The organism is Phreatobacter sp. (genome assembly GCF_027532945.1).
Lineage (GTDB): Bacteria > Pseudomonadota > Alphaproteobacteria > Rhizobiales > Phreatobacteraceae > Phreatobacter.
In genome coordinates, this window is sequence record NZ_JAPZTZ010000005.1 from 84488 (window position 1) to 101564 (window position 17077).

15 protein-coding genes are annotated in these 17077 nt (G+C 70.0%); 8 read left to right on the plus strand and 7 right to left on the minus strand.

Going from position 1 to position 17077, the window contains the following annotated elements; genetic code table 11:
- Nucleotides 1-166 precede the first annotated feature (166 nt).
- The 3 genes from ptsP to prmC are packed head-to-tail and all read left to right on the plus strand — an operon-like array spanning nt 167 to nt 4358.
- Nucleotides 167-2431 (plus strand): phosphoenolpyruvate--protein phosphotransferase, encoded by a 2265-nt coding sequence (gene ptsP / locus O9344_RS04875; RefSeq protein WP_298473539.1) that lies wholly within the window; start codon nt 167-169, stop codon nt 2429-2431.
- Nucleotides 2431-3504 (plus strand): peptide chain release factor 1, encoded by a 1074-nt coding sequence (gene prfA / locus O9344_RS04880; RefSeq protein ID WP_298473542.1) that lies wholly within the window; start codon nt 2431-2433, stop codon nt 3502-3504. The genes ptsP and prfA overlap by 1 nt, the downstream gene beginning before the upstream one ends.
- The gene (gene prmC / locus O9344_RS04885; RefSeq protein WP_298473545.1) at nt 3501-4358 is read left to right on the plus strand and encodes a peptide chain release factor N(5)-glutamine methyltransferase; all 858 of its coding nucleotides are present in this window, start codon (nt 3501-3503) and stop codon (nt 4356-4358) included. Before prfA ends, prmC begins: the two co-directional genes overlap by 4 nt.
- An 89-nt stretch (nt 4359-4447) precedes the next feature.
- Here the strand turns inward: prmC and O9344_RS04890 are convergent, their stop codons facing one another.
- The 3 genes from O9344_RS04890 to O9344_RS04900 all read right to left on the minus strand — a co-directional run bounded on the left by O9344_RS04890 (nt 4448) and on the right by O9344_RS04900 (nt 8768).
- Complete coding sequence (locus O9344_RS04890; protein WP_298473547.1) at nt 4448-5293, minus strand: Bax inhibitor-1/YccA family protein; 846 nt, start codon at nt 5291-5293, stop codon at nt 4448-4450.
- Nucleotides 5294-5469: 176 nt separating this feature from the next.
- Nucleotides 5470-8049 (minus strand): FtsX-like permease family protein, encoded by a 2580-nt coding sequence (locus O9344_RS04895; RefSeq protein WP_298473549.1) that lies wholly within the window; start codon nt 8047-8049, stop codon nt 5470-5472.
- Nucleotides 8046-8768: an ABC transporter ATP-binding protein gene (locus O9344_RS04900; RefSeq protein ID WP_298473552.1), complete on the minus strand. Its 723-nt coding sequence runs from the start codon at nt 8766-8768 to the stop codon at nt 8046-8048. The genes O9344_RS04895 and O9344_RS04900 overlap by 4 nt, the downstream gene beginning before the upstream one ends.
- A 151-nt stretch (nt 8769-8919) precedes the next feature.
- Between O9344_RS04900 and O9344_RS04905 the strand changes: the two genes are divergently transcribed.
- The 4 genes from O9344_RS04905 to leuB all read left to right on the plus strand — a co-directional run bounded on the left by O9344_RS04905 (nt 8920) and on the right by leuB (nt 13339).
- Entirely contained in the window at nt 8920-9516 is a 597-nt protein-coding gene (locus O9344_RS04905; protein ID WP_298473888.1) for an arylesterase, read from the plus strand.
- Between the two features lie 53 nt (nt 9517-9569).
- Nucleotides 9570-10625, plus strand: a complete 1056-nt coding sequence (locus O9344_RS04910; protein WP_298473555.1) for an aldo/keto reductase — start codon at nt 9570-9572, stop codon at nt 10623-10625.
- 381 nt (nt 10626-11006) lie between these two features.
- Complete coding sequence (locus O9344_RS04915; RefSeq protein ID WP_298473558.1) at nt 11007-12104, plus strand: DUF4167 domain-containing protein; 1098 nt, start codon at nt 11007-11009, stop codon at nt 12102-12104.
- Nucleotides 12105-12226: 122 nt separating this feature from the next.
- A complete protein-coding gene (leuB, locus tag O9344_RS04920) occupies nt 12227-13339 on the plus strand; it encodes a 3-isopropylmalate dehydrogenase (protein WP_298473561.1) in 1113 nt (370 codons plus the stop codon).
- Between the two features lie 43 nt (nt 13340-13382).
- Here leuB and O9344_RS04925 read toward each other — a convergent pair whose 3' ends face one another.
- Together O9344_RS04925 and O9344_RS04930 are read right to left on the minus strand one after the other, a co-directional pair.
- Nucleotides 13383-13640 carry a hypothetical protein gene (locus tag O9344_RS04925; RefSeq protein ID WP_298473564.1) on the minus strand — a complete coding sequence of 86 codons (258 nt, stop codon included), beginning with the start codon at nt 13638-13640 and terminating at the stop codon, nt 13383-13385.
- 103 nt (nt 13641-13743) lie between these two features.
- Entirely contained in the window at nt 13744-14556 is an 813-nt protein-coding gene (locus tag O9344_RS04930) for a hypothetical protein (protein WP_298473567.1), read from the minus strand.
- Between the two features lie 295 nt (nt 14557-14851).
- Here O9344_RS04930 and O9344_RS04935 point away from each other — a divergent pair, with 295 nt between their 5' ends.
- Entirely contained in the window at nt 14852-15382 is a 531-nt protein-coding gene (locus O9344_RS04935; protein ID WP_298473570.1) for a L,D-transpeptidase, read from the plus strand.
- Between the two features lie 55 nt (nt 15383-15437).
- Here the strand turns inward: O9344_RS04935 and O9344_RS04940 are convergent, their stop codons facing one another.
- Entirely contained in the window at nt 15438-16034 is a 597-nt protein-coding gene (locus tag O9344_RS04940; protein ID WP_298473891.1) for an alpha/beta hydrolase, read from the minus strand.
- A gap of 72 nt (nt 16035-16106) precedes the next feature.
- A complete protein-coding gene (locus O9344_RS04945; protein ID WP_298473573.1) occupies nt 16107-17036 on the minus strand; it encodes a ring-cleaving dioxygenase in 930 nt (309 codons plus the stop codon).
- Nucleotides 17037-17077: the final 41 nt, after the last annotated feature.

Genomic DNA, 17077 nt, shown 5'->3' on the forward strand with positions numbered 1-17077 from the left:
AGGAGCCGCCGCCGTCCCGTGTGGCGGGCGGCGGCTGCAACCACAGGCTGCTTCATCGTCGCCTTTGCAAACCGGTAGCGGCACCCTTAATGGTGGTTCTGCGGCGGAGGCCCGCCGCATTGTCGCCCAACCGGGGCTTGATCGCCCCAGACCCTGACCCATGCCGATGCGCCCCGCATTCGGCGGACCCCGCCTCCTGCTCCGTCGCCTCCGCGAGGTGATGGCGGAGCAGATCTCGGCGCAGGAACGCCTCGACAAGATCGTGGTGCTGATCGCGGCCAACATGGTGGCCGAGGTCTGCTCGGTCTATGTGCTGCGCGTCGACGGGACTCTCGAGCTCTACGCGACCCAGGGCCTCAACCGCGAGGCGGTCCACCTCACCGTCATGCGCGCCGGCGAGGGCCTCGTCGGCCTCGTCGCCCAGACGGCCGAGGCGCTGAACCTGTCCGACGCCCAGGAGCACCCGTCCTTCTCCTTCAAGCCGGAGACGGGCGAGGAGATCTTCCACTCCTTCCTCGGCGTGCCGATCCTGCGCGGCGGCAACACGCTTGGCGTCCTCGTCGTCCAGAACCGGGCGCACCGGAAATACGAGGAGGACGAGGTCGAGGCGCTGCAGACGACCTCGATGGTGCTCGCCGAGATGATCGCCTCGGGTGAGCTGTCGGCGCTCGCCCCGCCCGGCCAGGAGCCGGTCGCCCGCCGCCCCCTGCACCTTCCCGGCGAGGGCCTCGCCGATGGCGTCGGCCTCGGTCACGTCGTGCTGCACGAGCCGCGCATCCATGTCGCCAAGCTCATCGCCGACGATCCGGCCCGCGAACTGGTGCGGATGGAAACGGCGATCGAGGCGCTGCGGGCCGAGATCGACGACATGCTGGACGATGAGGCGGTGGCCCGCGGCGGCGAGCATCGCGACATCCTCGAAGCCTATCGCATGTTCGCCCATGACCGCGGCTTCGTCCGCCGGCTCAAGGAGGCGGTCGGCACCGGCATCACGGCGGAAGCTGCGGTGGAGCGCGTCCAGTCGGACAACCGCGCCCGCATGATGCGCCAGACCGATCCCTATCTGCGCGAGCGGATGCACGATCTCGACGACATCGCCAACCGGCTGATGCGCCAGCTCACCGGCGACAAGGGTGTCGTCCCCGCCGAGCTGCCCGACAATGCCATCGTCGTTGCCCGCCATATGGGCCCGGCCGCCCTGCTCGACTATGACCGCACCAAGCTGCGCGGCCTCGTGCTGGAGGAGGCGGGCTCCACCAGCCATGTGGCCATCGTCGCCCGCGCGCTGGGTATCCCGACCGTCGGCCAGGCGGAGAACGCCACCAGCCTCGCCGATCCGGGCGATGCCATCATCATCGACGGCGCCACCGGCGAGGTGCATCTGCGCCCCACCAGCGACGTCGAGAACGCCTATGCCGAGAAGGTGCGCTTCCGCGCCCGCCGGCAGGCCCAGTACGCCGCCATCCGCCACCTGCCCGCGGTGACCCGCGACGGTGTCGAGGTGAAGCTGCACCTGAACGCCGGCCTGATGGTGGACCTGCCCTTCCTCGAGGAGACCGGCGCCTCCGGCATCGGCCTGTTCCGCACCGAGCTGCAGTTCATGGTGGCCAACGCCCTGCCGCGCACCGCCGAGCAGCTCGACCTCTACCGCAAGGTGCTGGACGCCGCCGGCGAGCGGCCGGTGACCTTCCGCACCCTCGACATCGGCGGCGACAAGGTCCTGCCCTACATGGAGGTGATCCAGGAGGAGAACCCGGCCATGGGCTGGCGGGCCATCCGCCTCGGCCTCGACCGGCCCGGCCTGCTGCGCAGCCAGGTCCGCGCCATGCTGCGCGCCGCCGCGGGCCGCGAGATCCGCATCATGTTCCCGATGATCGCCGCGGTGGAGGAGTTCGACGCTGCCAAGGCCATCGTGGAGCGCGAGCTGACCCATCTGCGCCGCCATGACCACCGGATGCCCGACCGTGTCCAGGTCGGCGCCATGGTCGAGGTGCCGGCGCTTCTCTTCCAGCTGGACGAGCTGCTGCCGCGCGTCGACTTCCTGTCGGTCGGGTCGAACGACCTCGTCCAGTTCATGTTCGCCGTCGATCGCGGCAACAGCCGCGTCGCCAACCGCTTCGACACCATGTCGCCGCCGATCCTGCGCGCCCTGCGCCTGCTCGCCCGCAAGGGCCACGAGCACGGCAAGCTCGTCACGCTCTGCGGCGAGCTCGCCTCGCGGCCGCTGGAGGCGATGATCCTCGCGGCCCTCGGCTTCCGCTCGCTGTCGCTCTCGCCCGCGGCCGTCGGTCCGGTGAAGTCGGTGATCCGCGACCTCGACCTCGCCCGCGTCTCCGCCCTCGTCGACGATCTCATCGACAAGCCGAAGCCCGGTCCCTCCATCCGCCAGCGCCTGCGCGACTTCGCCGAGGCGGAGGGCGTGAGCCTCTGATGCTGCCCGTCGCCAAGCTGGATGCCCTCGTGGTTCGCCGCGATCTCGTCGAGGCGGAGCTCTCTGCCGGCGTCGAGGGCGAGCGCTACATCGCCTTGTCGCGGGAATTCTCCGAGCTCTCGCCGGTGGTGGAGGCCATCCGCGCCTTTCGCACGGCGGAGGCGGAACTCGCCGACATCGCCCAGCTGCTCGCCGACCCTGCGACTGACCGCGAAATGGCGGCCCTCGCCCACGAGGAAAAGCCGGCGCTGGAGGAGCGTCTCGCGACCCTCGAGCACCAGCTCCGCCTCGCCCTGCTCCCGAAGGACGCTGCCGACGCCAAGAACGCCATCCTGGAGATCCGCGCCGGCACGGGCGGCGACGAGGCCTCCCTCTTCGCCGGCGACCTCTACCGCATGTACGAGCGCTTTGCGGCGCTGCAGGGCTGGCAGGTCGAGCTGATTTCCGCCAGCGAGGGCACTGTCGGCGGCTTCAAGGAGATCGTCGCGGAGGTGCGGGGGCCCGGCGCCTATGCGCGCCTCAAGTTCGAGAGCGGCGTGCACCGGGTACAGCGCGTGCCGGCGACTGAATCGGGCGGCCGCATCCACACCTCGGCGGCCACCGTCGCAGTCCTGCCCGAGGCTGAGGAGGTCGACCTCGCCATCGACGAGGGCGACCTCAGGATCGACACGATGCGGGCGGGCGGCGCCGGCGGCCAGCACGTCAACAAGACGGAATCGGCCGTCCGCATCACCCACGTGCCCACCGGCACGGTGGTGGTGGTCCAGGACGAGCGCTCCCAGCACAAGAACCGCGCCCGCGCCATGGCGATCCTGCGCTCGCGTCTCTACGACGACGAGCGCCGCCGCCTCGCCGCGACCCGCGCCGAGGACCGCAAGCTTCAGGTCGGCTCCGGCGACCGGTCCGAGCGGATCCGCACCTATAACTTCCCGCAGGGGCGCGTCACCGACCACCGCATCGAGCTGACGCTCTACAAGCTTCCCGAAATCATCGCCGGCACCGCGCTGGGCGAGATCATCGACGCGCTGGTGGCAGACCACCAGGCGGGCCTCCTGGCCGCGGAAGCGGCGTGAGCGCCGCCGGCGCAACCATCGCCAGCGCCCGCCGCGCTGCGGCCGAGCGGCTCGCCGCCGCAGGTCTCCCCGAGGCTTCGCTGGACGCGCGGCTGCTGTTGATGAGCGTTTGCGGCATCGATCCCGCCCATCCCGGCGCGGCCGCGCAACGGGCGCTCGATCCGGCGGAGGCGGCGCGCTTCGAGGCGCTGCTGCATCGGCGTCTGGCGCGCCAGCCCATCGCGCGCATTCTTGGCACGGCGGAATTCCACGGGCTGGCGCTCACCCTCAACCCCGACTGCCTTATCCCGCGGGGTGACACCGAGGCGCTGGTCGATGTGTCATTGGCGCTGCTCCCCGTCGACGCACCCCGCCGCATCCTCGACCTCGGCACCGGCCCGGGCACGATCCTCCTGGCATTGCTGGTCGAGCGGCCGCTGGCAACCGGCCTCGGCATCGACATCTCAGCCCACGCGGTCGCGGCGGCTGAAGCCAATGCGAGCGCCCTCGGTCTCGCCCCCCGCGCCCGCTTCCAGGCCGGCTCCTGGGGCGAGGGCCTCGCCGGGACCTTCGACCTCGTCGTCTCCAATCCGCCCTACATTCCCTCCGCCACCTGTGAGGCGCTGGAGCCGGAAGTGGCGCTCCATGACCCCCGCCGGGCGCTGGATGGTGGCGCTGATGGGCTCGACGCCTATCGCGCCATCCTCGCCGATGCCCTGCGCCTCCTCGCGCCCGGGGGCCGGCTGGGTCTCGAGATCGGCATCGGCCAGGCGCCGGATGTGGTGGCCATCGCCCGCCGCCATGGCCTCGTTCTCGACGGGCTCCGCTCGGATCTTGGCGCGGTGCCGCGGGCGCTGGTCTTCAGGCCGGCCTGACGCCGCCTGCACCCCCCCATAAAAGCAAAACCCCCGGCGCGGTGGCCGGGGGTTCCGTCAGGTCGGGAAGGCCTGTGAGGCGTGGACGATCACTCGTCGCGCGAACCCAGCAGGGACATCAGGAACTGGAACATGCCCACGAAGTCCATGTAGAGCTGGAGGGCGCCGAAGATGGCGGCCTTCTGCACGATCGAGCCGTCCTGCGCATAGGACAGGCTGTAGATGTACTCGTTCTTGATGTTCTGCGTGTCGTAGGCGGTGAGGCCAGCGAAGATCAGCACGCCGACCACCGAGATGATCCACTGCAGCATGGACGAGGCCTGACCGGTGAAGGCGGCGATGCCGATGTTCACCAGAGAGGCGATGATCAGGCCGAAGAGGCCCATCATCAGGAACGTGCCCATGCCCGAGAGGTCACGCTTGGTCGTGTAGCCCCACAGCGACAGGGCGCCGAAGGAGGCCGCGGTGATGAAGAACACGCGGGCGACCGAGGTGTGGGCGTAGACGAGCAGGATGGTCGTCATCGAGACGCCGACCAGCGCGGCATAGACCCAGAAGGTCATCTGCGCGGCCGGGGCGCTCAGGCGATCGGCGCGGAACGACAGCAGCAGCACCACGCCGAGCGGCGCGAGGATGACGACGAACTTGAACCAGCTGGCGAACAGGAAGGCGCCGAAGGGCGTCAGGTACTGACCGCCCGAGACCGCCATCGCGCGGCCGGCATTCTTGTAGGCGAGGCTGGCATCGCCGGTCACCGAGAGCATGTAGATGCCGAGCGCGGCGAGGCCGGTGATGGCCAGGCCAATCATCATGTAGTTGTACACGCCCAGCATGTAGGAGCGGAGCCCCTGGTCGATCTGAGCCTGCTGAATGGCCGTCGGCTGGCCGTAGCCATAGCCGCCATAGGCCTGAGCATTCGGATCGTAATAGGACATGGAAGAACCTCTGGCTTTCCCCGTGAGCGTCCCATCGTCTGGTCCGCCCTTCGTCCGGAATATGGCTGATGCCGCCGGGGATACAAGCTCCCTCATTGCCGCAGGCCTATGCCGCCCTATGTGTGCGGTTCTTTGTCGCAAGGGTCTGCGAAGCGCGGCGACAACCCCATGCCGGCTCACATGTTGCGCAGCACCGGCGCCGGTTTTTCGCCAAGCGCCCGCCAGGTACCGACGAGGCCGAATCCGACCGTCAGCAGGATGGCCAGCACGATGATGAGGGCAGCCTCCAGCGGCGCGAAGGCGAAGGGAATGTTCATGACGCGGGTGGTGATGACCCAGGCGGTCACCGATCCCGCGGCGAGCCCGAACAGCGCCGTCACCGTGCCGAGCAGGGCATATTCGGTGGCGTAGGTGCGGATCAGCATGGCGCGCGGCGCGCCGAGCGTCTTGAGGATCACCGCGTCGTAGACCCTGGCGCGGTGCCCGGCGGCGAGCGCCCCGGCCAGCACGAGGATCGCCGCGACCAGCGTGACGATGCTCGCCCCGCGGATGCCGGTGCCGATCTGGGTGGCGAGCTGGCCGACGGCCTCCAGAGCGTCCTTGACGCGGACCGTCGTCACCGCCGGGAAGGCGGCCGCCACCTGCTGCAGCAGCGCTACCTCCTCCGCCGCACTAGTGGCATGGCGGTAGGTCAGCGTCGCAAGATGCGCGTGCGGCGCCCCGCGGAAGGTGTTCGGCGAGAAGACGACAATGAAGTTGATGCCGAGATTGTCCCACTGGATGGCGCGGAAATTGGCGATCCGCGCGGTGATGTTGCGGCCGAGGACGTTGACCGTCACCTCGTCGCCGATCTTCAGGCCGAAACCCTGGCCCATGCGCTCGTCGAAGGAGACGAGCGGCGGGCCATTGTAGTCGGCGGGCCACCAGGAGCCCTCCACCACGCGGGAGTTCTGCGGCACGCTCGCGGCATAGGTGATGCCGCGATCGCCGCGCAGCGCCCAGGCGATGTCGTCGCGGGCGCGGATCTCCTCCACGGGCCGGCCGCCGAGGCGGACGAAACGACCACGCAGCATCGGCACGCGGTAAAGATCAGCGTCCGGCGCCTTCTCGGCGATGAAGGCGTCGAAGCGCGGCGCCTCGGCATTGACGATGTCGACGAAGAAGAACGAGGGCGCGCGCGCCGGCAGGGCATCCTCGAGCTGCCGGCGGAAGCTGGCATCGACCAGCGCGATGACCGCGAGCAGCGTCAGGCCGAGCCCGAGCGACAGCACCACCGAGGGCGTAAGCGCGCCGGGGCGGTGGAGATTGGCCACGGCGAGGCGCAGGCTGGTATCGCGGGCGCGCGGCATCCGCGCCGCAATGGCCATGATCGCCGCGGCGACCAGCCGGAGCGCCACGAAGATGCCGGCGGCGCCCGCCATGAAGCCCATGGCGAGGCGCGGGTTGAACGAGGTCGCCACCGACAGGCCGACAAGGATCGCCAGCGTGGCGGCGACGAGGGCGAGGTAGCGCGGCCGCGGCCAGCGCCGCGTGCCGTCGACCGTGTCGCGGAACAGGGCGGAGACCGGGATGTCGTGGGCCCGGCCGAGCGGCCAGAGGGCGAAGGCGAGGGCGACCAGCAGGCCGTAGGCGGCGGCGGTTGCCAGTTCCACCGGCTGCACCGTGGTCGAGACGGGGATGGGGATGGCACTGCCGAAGGCGCCGACCACGAGGCTCGGCAGCGCCGCGCCGGCGGCAAGGCCAATGGCGGTGCCGACCAGGGCCAGCAGGCCAACCTGGGTCAGCGTCGCGGCGAAGACGAGGCCGCCGGTGGCCCCGAGCGCCTTCAGCGTTGCGATGTCGTCGCGCTTGCGGTCGACAAGGCTCGCCACCGCATTGGCGACGCCGACGCCGCCCACCAGCAGGGCGGTGAGGCCGACCAGCGTCAGGAACTGCGAGAAGCGCTCGATCTGGCTGGCGAGCTGCGGCGAGGCGTTCATCCGCGTCCGGACCTCGAAGCCGGCATCGGGGAAGCGGGCGCGCATGTCGGCGACGACGCGGCGGATCTCCGCCTCGGTGGTCTGTGAGGAGCCGAGGTCGAGCTGGTACATCCAGCGGATCAGCGAGCCCGGCTGGATGAGGCCCGAAGCGCGGAAAGCATCGAGCGACAGGATGAGGCGCGGACCGAAGCCGAGGCCGCCGGCCAGGCGGTCGGGCTCGGAGCGAATGACGCCGGCGATGCGCAGCGGCCGGTCGCCGAGGATCAGGCTGTCGCCGACCTTGAGGTCGAGGCGGGCAAGGAGGGCTGCCTCCACCAGCGCGCCGGGCAGTCCGTCCCGCGGGGCGAGTGCGGCAGCCGTGGTCGCGCCCGGATCGGTCTCGAGTTTACCCACCAGCGGATAGAGGCCGGGATCGACGGCTTTCAACTCGACCAGGGACGATTTGACGGCGTCGCCCGTCCCGGTGGTGCGCGCCATGGCGCGGGTCGTCGCCATGGTGGCGACCGTGCCGCGTTCGGCAAGCGCCGCCACGACGGCGGCGGGCAATTCGGTGTGCAGCAGTTGGAACGAGGCATCGGCGCCGAGGATCACCCGGCCCTCGCGCTCCAGCCCCTCGACGAGGCCGCGCGCGAAGGAGCCGACGCCGGCAATGGCCGCGACGCCCAGCGCGATACAGGCGATGAAAGTGCCGAAGCCGCGGATGCCGCCGCGCAGGTCACGCAGGCCGAGGCGGACAGCGGTCGGGAGCCGCGCCGGGCGGGCGACGAAACTGCTCACGCCACCGCCTCCGGAGCGCGACTATCCTCGACGATGACGCCGGAGCGCAGGCGCACGACGCGATCGCAGCTCTCGGCAAGGCTCCGGTCATGGGTGACCAGGACGAGGGTCGCGCCGCGCTCGGCCTGCTTGGCGAACATCAGGTCGATGATGGTGCGGCCGGTGGTCTCATCGAGATTGCCGGTGGGCTCGTCGGCAAAAAGGATGTCCGGGCGGACGGAGAGGGCCCGGGCCAGCGCCGTGCGCTGCTGCTCGCCGCCCGACATCTGCGTCGGGTAGTGATCGAGGCGCGAGCCGAGGCCGACGGCGGCGAGTTCGTCCGCTGCCCGCTCGAAGGCATGGGCCTCGCCGGCGAGTTCCAGTGGCACGGCGACGTTCTCCAGCGCCGTCATGGTCGGGATGAGGTGGAAGGACTGGAAGACGATGCCGGCATGGCGGCCGCGAAAGCGGGCGAGCCCGTCCTCGTCGAGCCTGGTGATCTCGGTGCCGGCGACCGTCACCGTGCCGGAATCGGGTTTCTCCAGCCCCGCCATGACCATCAGCAGCGTCGACTTGCCCGAGCCTGACGGTCCAACGAGGCCCACCGACTGACCCTGTGCGATGGTCAGCGACAATCCTTTCAGGATGTGGACGCGCGAGGCGCCGCGGCCGAGCGACAGCTCGACCCTGTCGACCACGATGGCCGGTCGGGAGGCGGAAGAGGCGGCGGCGGGCTGCATCGGTGCGTCGGGTCCATCGAAGAGGCCGCACGTTGCGGCGGTGCACTTGGGACCCTAGATGGCGGGAATGGCCTTGTTTGGGAAGGGACCGCCTGTGCGACAGTTCGTGATCGGCCTCGCCGCCGCCTGCGCCGCCCTTCTGAGCGTGCCCATGCCGGCCGGTGCACAGGCGCCCCGGCCCGTCACCATCGTGGCGCTCGGCGACAGCCTGACCGCCGGTTACCAGTTGCCCCCCGCCGACGCCTTCCCGGTCAAGCTCCAGGCAGCGTTGCGCGCCAAAGGCCTTGCCGTCACCGTCGAGAATGCCGGCGTCTCCGGCGACACCTCGACCGGCGGCCTCGAGCGTCTCGACTGGGCGGTGGGCGACGGCGTCGACGCGGTGATCCTTGAGCTCGGCGCCAACGACGCCCTGCGCGGCATCGATCCGGCCATCACCCGCCGCAACCTCGAGGCCATCATCGCCCGGCTGAAGGAGCGCAATATCCCGATCCTCCTCACCGGCATGATCGCCCCGCCGAACATGGGCTCCACCTATGGCGCCGCCTTCAACCCGATCTTCCCCGAGCTTGCGGCGAAGCACGGCCTCATCTTCGATCCGTTCTTCCTCGAAGGGGTCGCGGCCGAGCGGGATCTCAACCTCGCCGATGGCATGCATCCCAACGGCCGCGGCGTCGATGTCATCGTCCGCCGCATTCTGCCGAAGGTGGAGGAGCTCATCGCACAGGTGCGATCCCGCCGTGGCGGTTGACGGCTGGCGGCCCCCCACCTAACCACCGTCGGACCTCCCGCGAGAACCGTCCCATGCAGACCCGTCCCCTCGGCCGATCCGGCCTGACTGTGCCTGTCATCTGCCTCGGCACCATGACCTTTGGCGAGCAGAACACCGAGGCCGAGGGTCATCAGCAGATGGACTATGCCGTCTCGCGCGGCATCACCTTCTTCGACACGGCGGAGATGTATTCCGTGCCGCCCAAGGCCGAGACCTTCGGTTCGACCGAGCGGATCATCGGCTCCTGGCTGAAGACGCGGGGAAAACGCGACGACATCGTGCTCGCCACCAAGGTGGCCGGCGCTGGCGCCATGACCTGGCTGCGACCGGACGGCGCGCCGACGCGCCTCACCCGCCAGCAGATGCAGGTCGCCCTCGACCAGAGCCTGACGCGGCTCGGCACCGACTATGTCGACCTCTACCAGATCCACTGGCCGGAGCGCCCGGCGCCCTTCGGCGCCAATCCCTCCCGCTTCGATCCCGAGCTCTGGGCGCCGCGCGCCGACGAGACCGCCATCGCCGAGCAGCTCGACGTGCTGGGTGACTTCGTCAGGGCGGGCAAGGTGCGCTTCATCGGCCTGTCGAACGAGAGCGCCTGGGGCACCATGACCTTCCTCAAGGAGGCCGAGGCCAGGGGCCTGCCGCGCGTCCAGACGGTGCAGAACGCCTATCACCTCATGAACCGCACCTATGAGACCGCCATGGCCGAGGTGTCGATGCGCGAGGGGATCGGCCTGCTGGCCTATTCGCCGCTGGCCCAGGGCTTCCTCACCGGCAAATATCTCGACGGCGCGCGGCCCGCCGGCGCCCGCGTCACGCTTTTCGACCGGCAGCAGCGCTACCAGAAGCCGGGCTCGGAAGAGGCCGTGCGCGACTATGTGGAGATCGCCCGCGACGCCGGCCTCGACCCGGCGACGCTCGCCATCGCCTTCGTCGTGAGCCGGCCCTTCGTCGCCTCCGCCATCATCGGCGCCACCGGCATGGCGCAGCTCAAGACCGCCATCGATGCCGGCGAGGTCCTGCTGTCGCCGGCCGTGCTGGAGGCCATCGACCGCGTTCATCAGCTGCGCGGCAACCCGGCCCCTTGAGCGGGCCGGCGCGGCCGGACGCCCGAGAAAGCGCTTGGAATTCCGCGGCGGACGGGCTAAGGGTTTTCAAGACAAGATTCGACGCGGGCCGGGGTCATATCCGCGCGTCGATCCCAACATCAAACAGGTCTGGCGGGCTAGAAACGTCGGAGGGGCGCGAAGGGCGCCGTGATCCGCACCCGGAAGTAGGACGTCGGCGCCCGAGGCGCGCCGCAGGGCCTGGTCGAGGACCGTGGCCCCGAACCCTGAAGATCACTGGACTGCCGAGGGCCGCGAGGCCGGGCTCATTGCCCGTGACACCCGCAAAGCCCGGCCCGATGGATCCGGACGCTCCGCGCGACAGTGGCGGGCTCCGCTTGAGGAGGTCGACAAAGGACCGACATGAGGAACAGCAACAACAAGCGCATGCGCGGCCGCAACAATCGCGGCGGCAAGGGTCCGAACCCGCTGTCGCGCAGCTACGAGTCGAACGGCCCGGACGTGAAGATCCGGGGCACGGCGCAGCATATCGGCGAGAAGTATCTGCAGCTCGCGCGTGACGCGCACTCCTCCGGCGACCCGGTCGCCGCCGAGAGCTACCTGCAGCACGCCGAGCATTATTTCCGTCTGATCGCCGCCGCGCAGGAGCAGCTGCGCCAGCAGCAGATGCCGCGCCAGGAAGGCCAGGTCGAGGACGAGGGCGATGACGGCGACGAGGACGACGATTTCGCCTCGCTCTTCGACAAGCGCTTCGAATCCCCCATTGCCAAGCCCGAGCCCCAGCCGCAGCCGCCGCGCGACTTCGGCGGCCAGCCCCGCGATTTCCAGGGCCAGCGCGACTATCAGGGCGGCCAGAACCGCGACTTCCAGGGTCAGCGCGACTTCCAGGGCCAGAACCGCGACCGGGATCGTGACCGCGATCGCGACCGCGGCGACCGGGGGGATCGTTTCCCCGGCCAGCAGCGCTTCCAGGATCGCCCGCGTCCCCAGCCTGACCAGGCTGTCGGTGAGCAGCCCGAGCCGGGCGCCGAGGGCGAAGAGGGTTTCCGCGACGGCCAGCGTGCCGATGGCCGTCCCTACGAGTCCCGCCGCGAGCGCTTCGAGCGTCGTCGCGCCGAGCGCTTCGCTGAGCGCCAGGCCCGCCGCGACTCCGGTGGCTTCGAAGGCGAGGGCGGTGGTGCTCCGGCTGGAGATGCGCCGCGCCAGGATTTCCGTCCCGATCGCCCCGAGCGTCAGGATCGCCAGGACTTCCGCGGTGATCGTCCGGACCGGCCCGAGCGCCCGGAGCGCGCCGAGCGGCCCGAGCGTCAGGATCGCGCCGAGCGTGACGAGCCGGTCGGCCTCGGCCTGCCTTCTTTCATCACCGGCGGCGCCCCGGCAGCCGTTGCGGCCTCCGACGAGGTGGCGGCGCCCAAGGCGCCCCGCGCCCGCCGCCGCACCCCCCGCGTCGAGGACGATCCGGCCGGCGGCCCCAACGAGAAACCCTCCGCCGCCGAGTGACGGCGAGGCCATCGCATCATCGAGGGGCGCTCCCACCGGGGCGCCCTTCTGCTTTTCAGGTGCTTGCCCTTGGGCAGGCGGGGCGCTAGAGCCGCGCGACGTTCACGCGAGGACTAAACCCCATGGCCACCCACAAGCTCCTGATCCTGCCCGGCGACGGCATCGGCCCCGAGGTCATGGCGGAGGTCGAGAAGGTCGTCGCCTGGTTCGGCCGCCAGGGCGTCGCCTCTTTCGAGACCGAGCACGGCCTCGTCGGCGGCACCGCCTATGACGCCCATGGCGAGGCGATCTCCAACGGCGATATGGCGCTGGCCCAGGCTGCCGACGCCGTGCTGTTTGGCGCCGTCGGCGGCCCGAAGTGGGCGGATGTGCCCTATTCAAAGCGTCCCGAGGCGGGGCTTCTGCGCCTGCGCAAGGATCTCGGCCTCTTCGCCAACCTGCGTCCGGCCATCTGCTTCCCGGCGCTCGCCGCCGCCTCCTCGCTGAAGCCCGAGGTGGTCGAGGGCCTCGACATCCTCATCGTCCGCGAGCTCACCGGCGGCGTCTATTTCGGCGAGCCGAAGGAGATCGTCACCCTGGAGGACGGCCAGCAGCGCGCCGTCGACACCCAGCTCTACACAACCTCGGAGATCGAGCGGATCACCCGAGTCGCCTTCGAACTCGCCAAGACCCGCCGCAACAAGGTCTCCTCGGCCGAGAAGCACAATGTCATGCGCTCCGGCGTGCTGTGGAAGCAGGTCGTCACCCGCATCCACAAGGCGGAGTTCCCCGAGGTCGAGCTCGAGCACGTGCTGGCCGACAACTGCGCCATGCAGCTGGTGCGCTGGCCGAAGCAGTACGATGTCATCGTCTGCGACAACCTCTTCGGCGACATTCTCTCCGACGTTGCGGCCATGCTAACCGGCTCGCTGGGCATGCTGCCCTCGGCCTCGCTCGGCGCCGAGGACGCAGTCACCGGCCAGCGCAAGGCGCTCTATGAGCCGGTCCATGGCTCGGCCCCCGACATTGCCGGCAAGGGCGCGGCGAACCCCATCGCCACCATTTCGTCCTTCTCGATGGCGCTGCGCTATTCGTTCAAGGCCATCGAAGCCGCCGACATGCTCGACAAGGCGGTGACCAATGTGCTGGCCAGCGGCCTGCGCACGGCGGACATCAAGTCCGACAACACCCATGTGGTGGGCACGGCCCAGATGGGCGACGCCATCATCAAGGAACTGCAGCACCTCGCCGGCTGAGGCGGGTCCCGGTCGCGGGCGGCTGTCGCCCGCGGCCTTCCGCTCAGGTGCGGAAGTCGATGTTGATGCCCGGCTTGGCCATCTGCTTCGGCTGCTTCGACGTGCCGATGGTGGCCGCAAAGCCTTCCAGCCGCGACAGATGCTGGCGTGCCTCCGGCGACAGTGTCACGGTGACATTGGCGACGCGCGTCTTCGGAGCGGTCTCCGCCGGGCGCACGGCGCTCGCGTTGGAGCCGCCGGCGCGGTCGCCCGCGGCACCCGTCGTGCCCGTCGCTGCAGTTCCGATCGGTCCGACCGCCATCGCCGCCTCCTCGTGTCGCGTTGGCGGTAATCCTGCATTTTCATGGTTAAGGAGCGGTTAACGGTGAGCGAATCGTTAACGCGCTGGCTTGTCGCGAAACGGCTCAGAGCCGGTTGAGGCGCAGCGGCGTCGGCCGTCCATTGCGCTCGGACACGGGCGCCGGCTGGGCTCCGGTCGGCGGCGCCGGGCAGGGCTGGCGGGCAAGTTCCGCCCGGGCAAAGATCGTGGCCACCTGCTGGTCGCGGACGCCGACGGAGAAGACGCGGTCGACGAAGCAGCTCGCCTCCTGGCGGCTGACCAGTTCTGGCCCGCCATTGCAGACCCATCCGGCAATGGCGATGCCGGCCTCCGCCTCGCGCAGCGCGAAGGCGAGGCAGGCCTTGCCGTTCTCCTCCGTCTCGATCGCCATGTCGACGGTCGCCATGGGGCCGAACTTGGTGACCAGCGGCAGCGGATTGGCGGTAACGCGGGTTGCCGGCACGCCGAGATCGGCGATCATGGCCGTTAGGCCGGCGAGCGGGCTCACCGCATCGATCTCGCCGCGGTCGATGATGATGGCGGCGTGGCGGCGGAAGTCGCTGGCATTGCCGAACTGGAACACTTCACGGGAGAGGCCGTCCGAGCGCCGCTGAAGGGTCGTCTCCTGGCCGAGCGATCGCCAGCGCGGCGCATCGACATCAAAGCCGGCATGGCGGTTCGCCACGGTGCGCCAGGTCGGCTCCAGAGGCTCGCTCGCGACGGGCTGCGGAGCGAGCGTCGGGCGGATCGCGGCGGAGGGGGTGACATCGCCCGCGGCAAGCGACCAGAGCAGCGCGATGGGCAGGCAGGCGAGGACCACGAAGCCGCAAAGCGCCAGCAGGGCGGATGTCGTCCGCCTGTCCTGGATCTTCAGTCTCGGCTCTGCCGCGCTGTACACCGACCCGTCCTCCGGCCTGACGGGCAGGATGGCGGGCCGGCCTTCAGCAGGCGGTTGAGGGACATGGTTGATCGCTGGTGAATCTGTCGTGTGGTGAATGGTTTATGACCGTTCACACGATCCGCCGGCAAAGCGTTGCGGCTGTGCAACAGACTCTCCTCCACGGCGTTCCAGCACAGCAAGGACTCGTTGACTCTCGCCGCGATTTTTCCTCTCTCGACAAGGGAAGAGAAACCGATCGCCCGTCTTCCTCGGCGCGTGCCGCCGGGTGGAAAGGGCGGCTTGGGAGTGGGTCATGGGAACTGTCTGGAAGCGGCCTGTGCTGGCCGCTGCTTTCTCCTTGTGCGCGATGGTCGGTATCTCCACACCGCATCAGGCCGAGGCGCGCGAAATCGTCCGGGTCAATTTCAACGCCGAGCCCGGCACCATCATCATCCGCAATTCCGAGCGGCGCCTGTATCTCATCAAGGAGAACGGCATGGCGATCCGCTACCGTGTCGCCGTCGGCCGCGCCTCTGAGCAGTGGGAAGGCCGGACCGTCGTCAACGGCCGGCACGTGCGCCCCGCCTGGTCGCCGCCCGCCGTCGTCCGGCGCGCCAACCCGAATCTGCCGGACGTCATTCCCGGCGGTGCGCCGAACAATCCGATGGGTGAGGGCGCCCTGACGCTTGCCGGCGGCGAATATGCCATCCATGGCACGACCGAGGGCATGCGCCGCTCCGTCGGCACCGCCGCGTCCTTCGGTTGCTTCCGGATGCTCAACGAGGATGTGGTCGACCTGATGAACCGCGTCAGCGTCGGCACCCAGGTGGTCGTCACCCGCTGAGCCTCCACCCATCTTGACGTGAGGGGCCGTCCCGCCGGGGCGGCCCTTCGTCGTTTCAGCGGCCTGCGAGGAAGTCGCGCGCCAGGGTGATGTCGCACTGGGTCAGCTGGTGACCGGCGGGCAGAACCTCGTGGGTCACCGCCGCTCCGGCGGCTGACAATTGCCGGGCGAGTTCAGCGGCATTGGCCTCGGGGATGATCGGGTCCATGGCGCCCGACAGGATCAGCACCGGCTTGGCCGTCAGATCCGCGGCCGGCGGCGCGGGCAGCGGCACCATGGCGCGGATCAATACGGCGCCGGCCAGAACCTCGGGCCTCAGCTGCAGGATCGCCGCGGCGATGTTGGCGCCGTTGGAGAAGCCGACCGCAACCGGCCTGGCGAGGCCGTGGCGCTCGCTGGTGGCAGTCACGAAATCGGCGAGCTCATGGGCGCGCCGCACGACGTCCTCGTGGTCGAAGACACCTTCTGCGAGCCGGCGAAAGAAGCGCGGCATGCCGTGCTCCAGCACTTTGCCGCGCGGCGACAGCAGGGCTGCGCCCGGCGCGATCATCTGGCCGAGGGGCAACAGGTCGGTCTCGTCGCCGCCGGTGCCGTGCAGCAGCAGGAGCGGCGCCGTACCGGCGGCGGTGCCGGGCACGAAGCGGTGGACGATGTCGGTGGCGGTGGTGGTAATGAGGGTCTCTCCGGGGTAGCGGGGCCGCACCGGTGCGGCCCCGCAGGGGTTTCAGGTGAGGGCGGGGAGCACCGCCTCGATGCGGGCGCGCATGGGCTCGAGGCCTGCCGGCAGCTTCAGGGCCTCGCCGAGGGTCGCCGCCGGCTCGTCCACGGCGAAGCCGGGAACATCCGTGGCGATCTCGAACAGCACGCCGCCCGGTTCGCGGAAATAGACGGAGCGGAAATAGTTCCGGTCCCGCTGCTCCGTCACCCGCTGGCCATGCGCCTCGCGCAGGCGCTTCACCATGGCCTCCTGGGCCGCATCATCAGCGGCGCGGAAGGCAATGTGATGCACCGAACCCGCACCCTCGCGGCCGGGCAGGAAGCCGCCGGCAACGCGGATGTCGACGATGCCGCCCATGGCGACGCCGGGCGCGACATAGCGCGTCGTGTTGCCCTCGGTGCCGGCCGTCTCGAAGCCGAAGACATCGGTGAGGATCGCCGCCGTCTTCTCGCCCTTCTCGACCAGCAGCGAGACGCCGTCGAAGCCACGGATCGCCGCCTCGGCCGGCACGGGGCCGGCGGCCCAGGCCGGCTCGCTCGCCGCATCGGTGACGCCGACAAGGGCGAGGCGCATGCCGTCCGGATCGCGGAAGGCGAGGGTGGAACGGCCGAAGCGCTTCTCGATGGCCTCGTGCAGGACGCCCTTCTCGACGAAGCGATGCGTCCACCAGCCCAGCGACTCCGCGGGCACGCGGAACGCCGTCTCCTGGGTCTGGCCGATGCCAAGCCGGCCAGGACCGGCATTCTCCCAGGGGAAGAAGGTCAGGATCGTGCCGGGGCTGCCGGCCTCGTCGCCGAAATAGAGGTGATAGGTGCCGGGATCGTCGAAGTTGACGGTCTGCTTGACCAGGCGCAGCCCGAGAATGTCGCCATAGAAGGCGAGGGTGCGGCGCGCCGGGCCGGAAATGGCGGTGACGTGGTGAATGCCGAGGGACATGGTGGCCTCCTTGTGACGCGGTGTCCGCGTATCATGAGGCC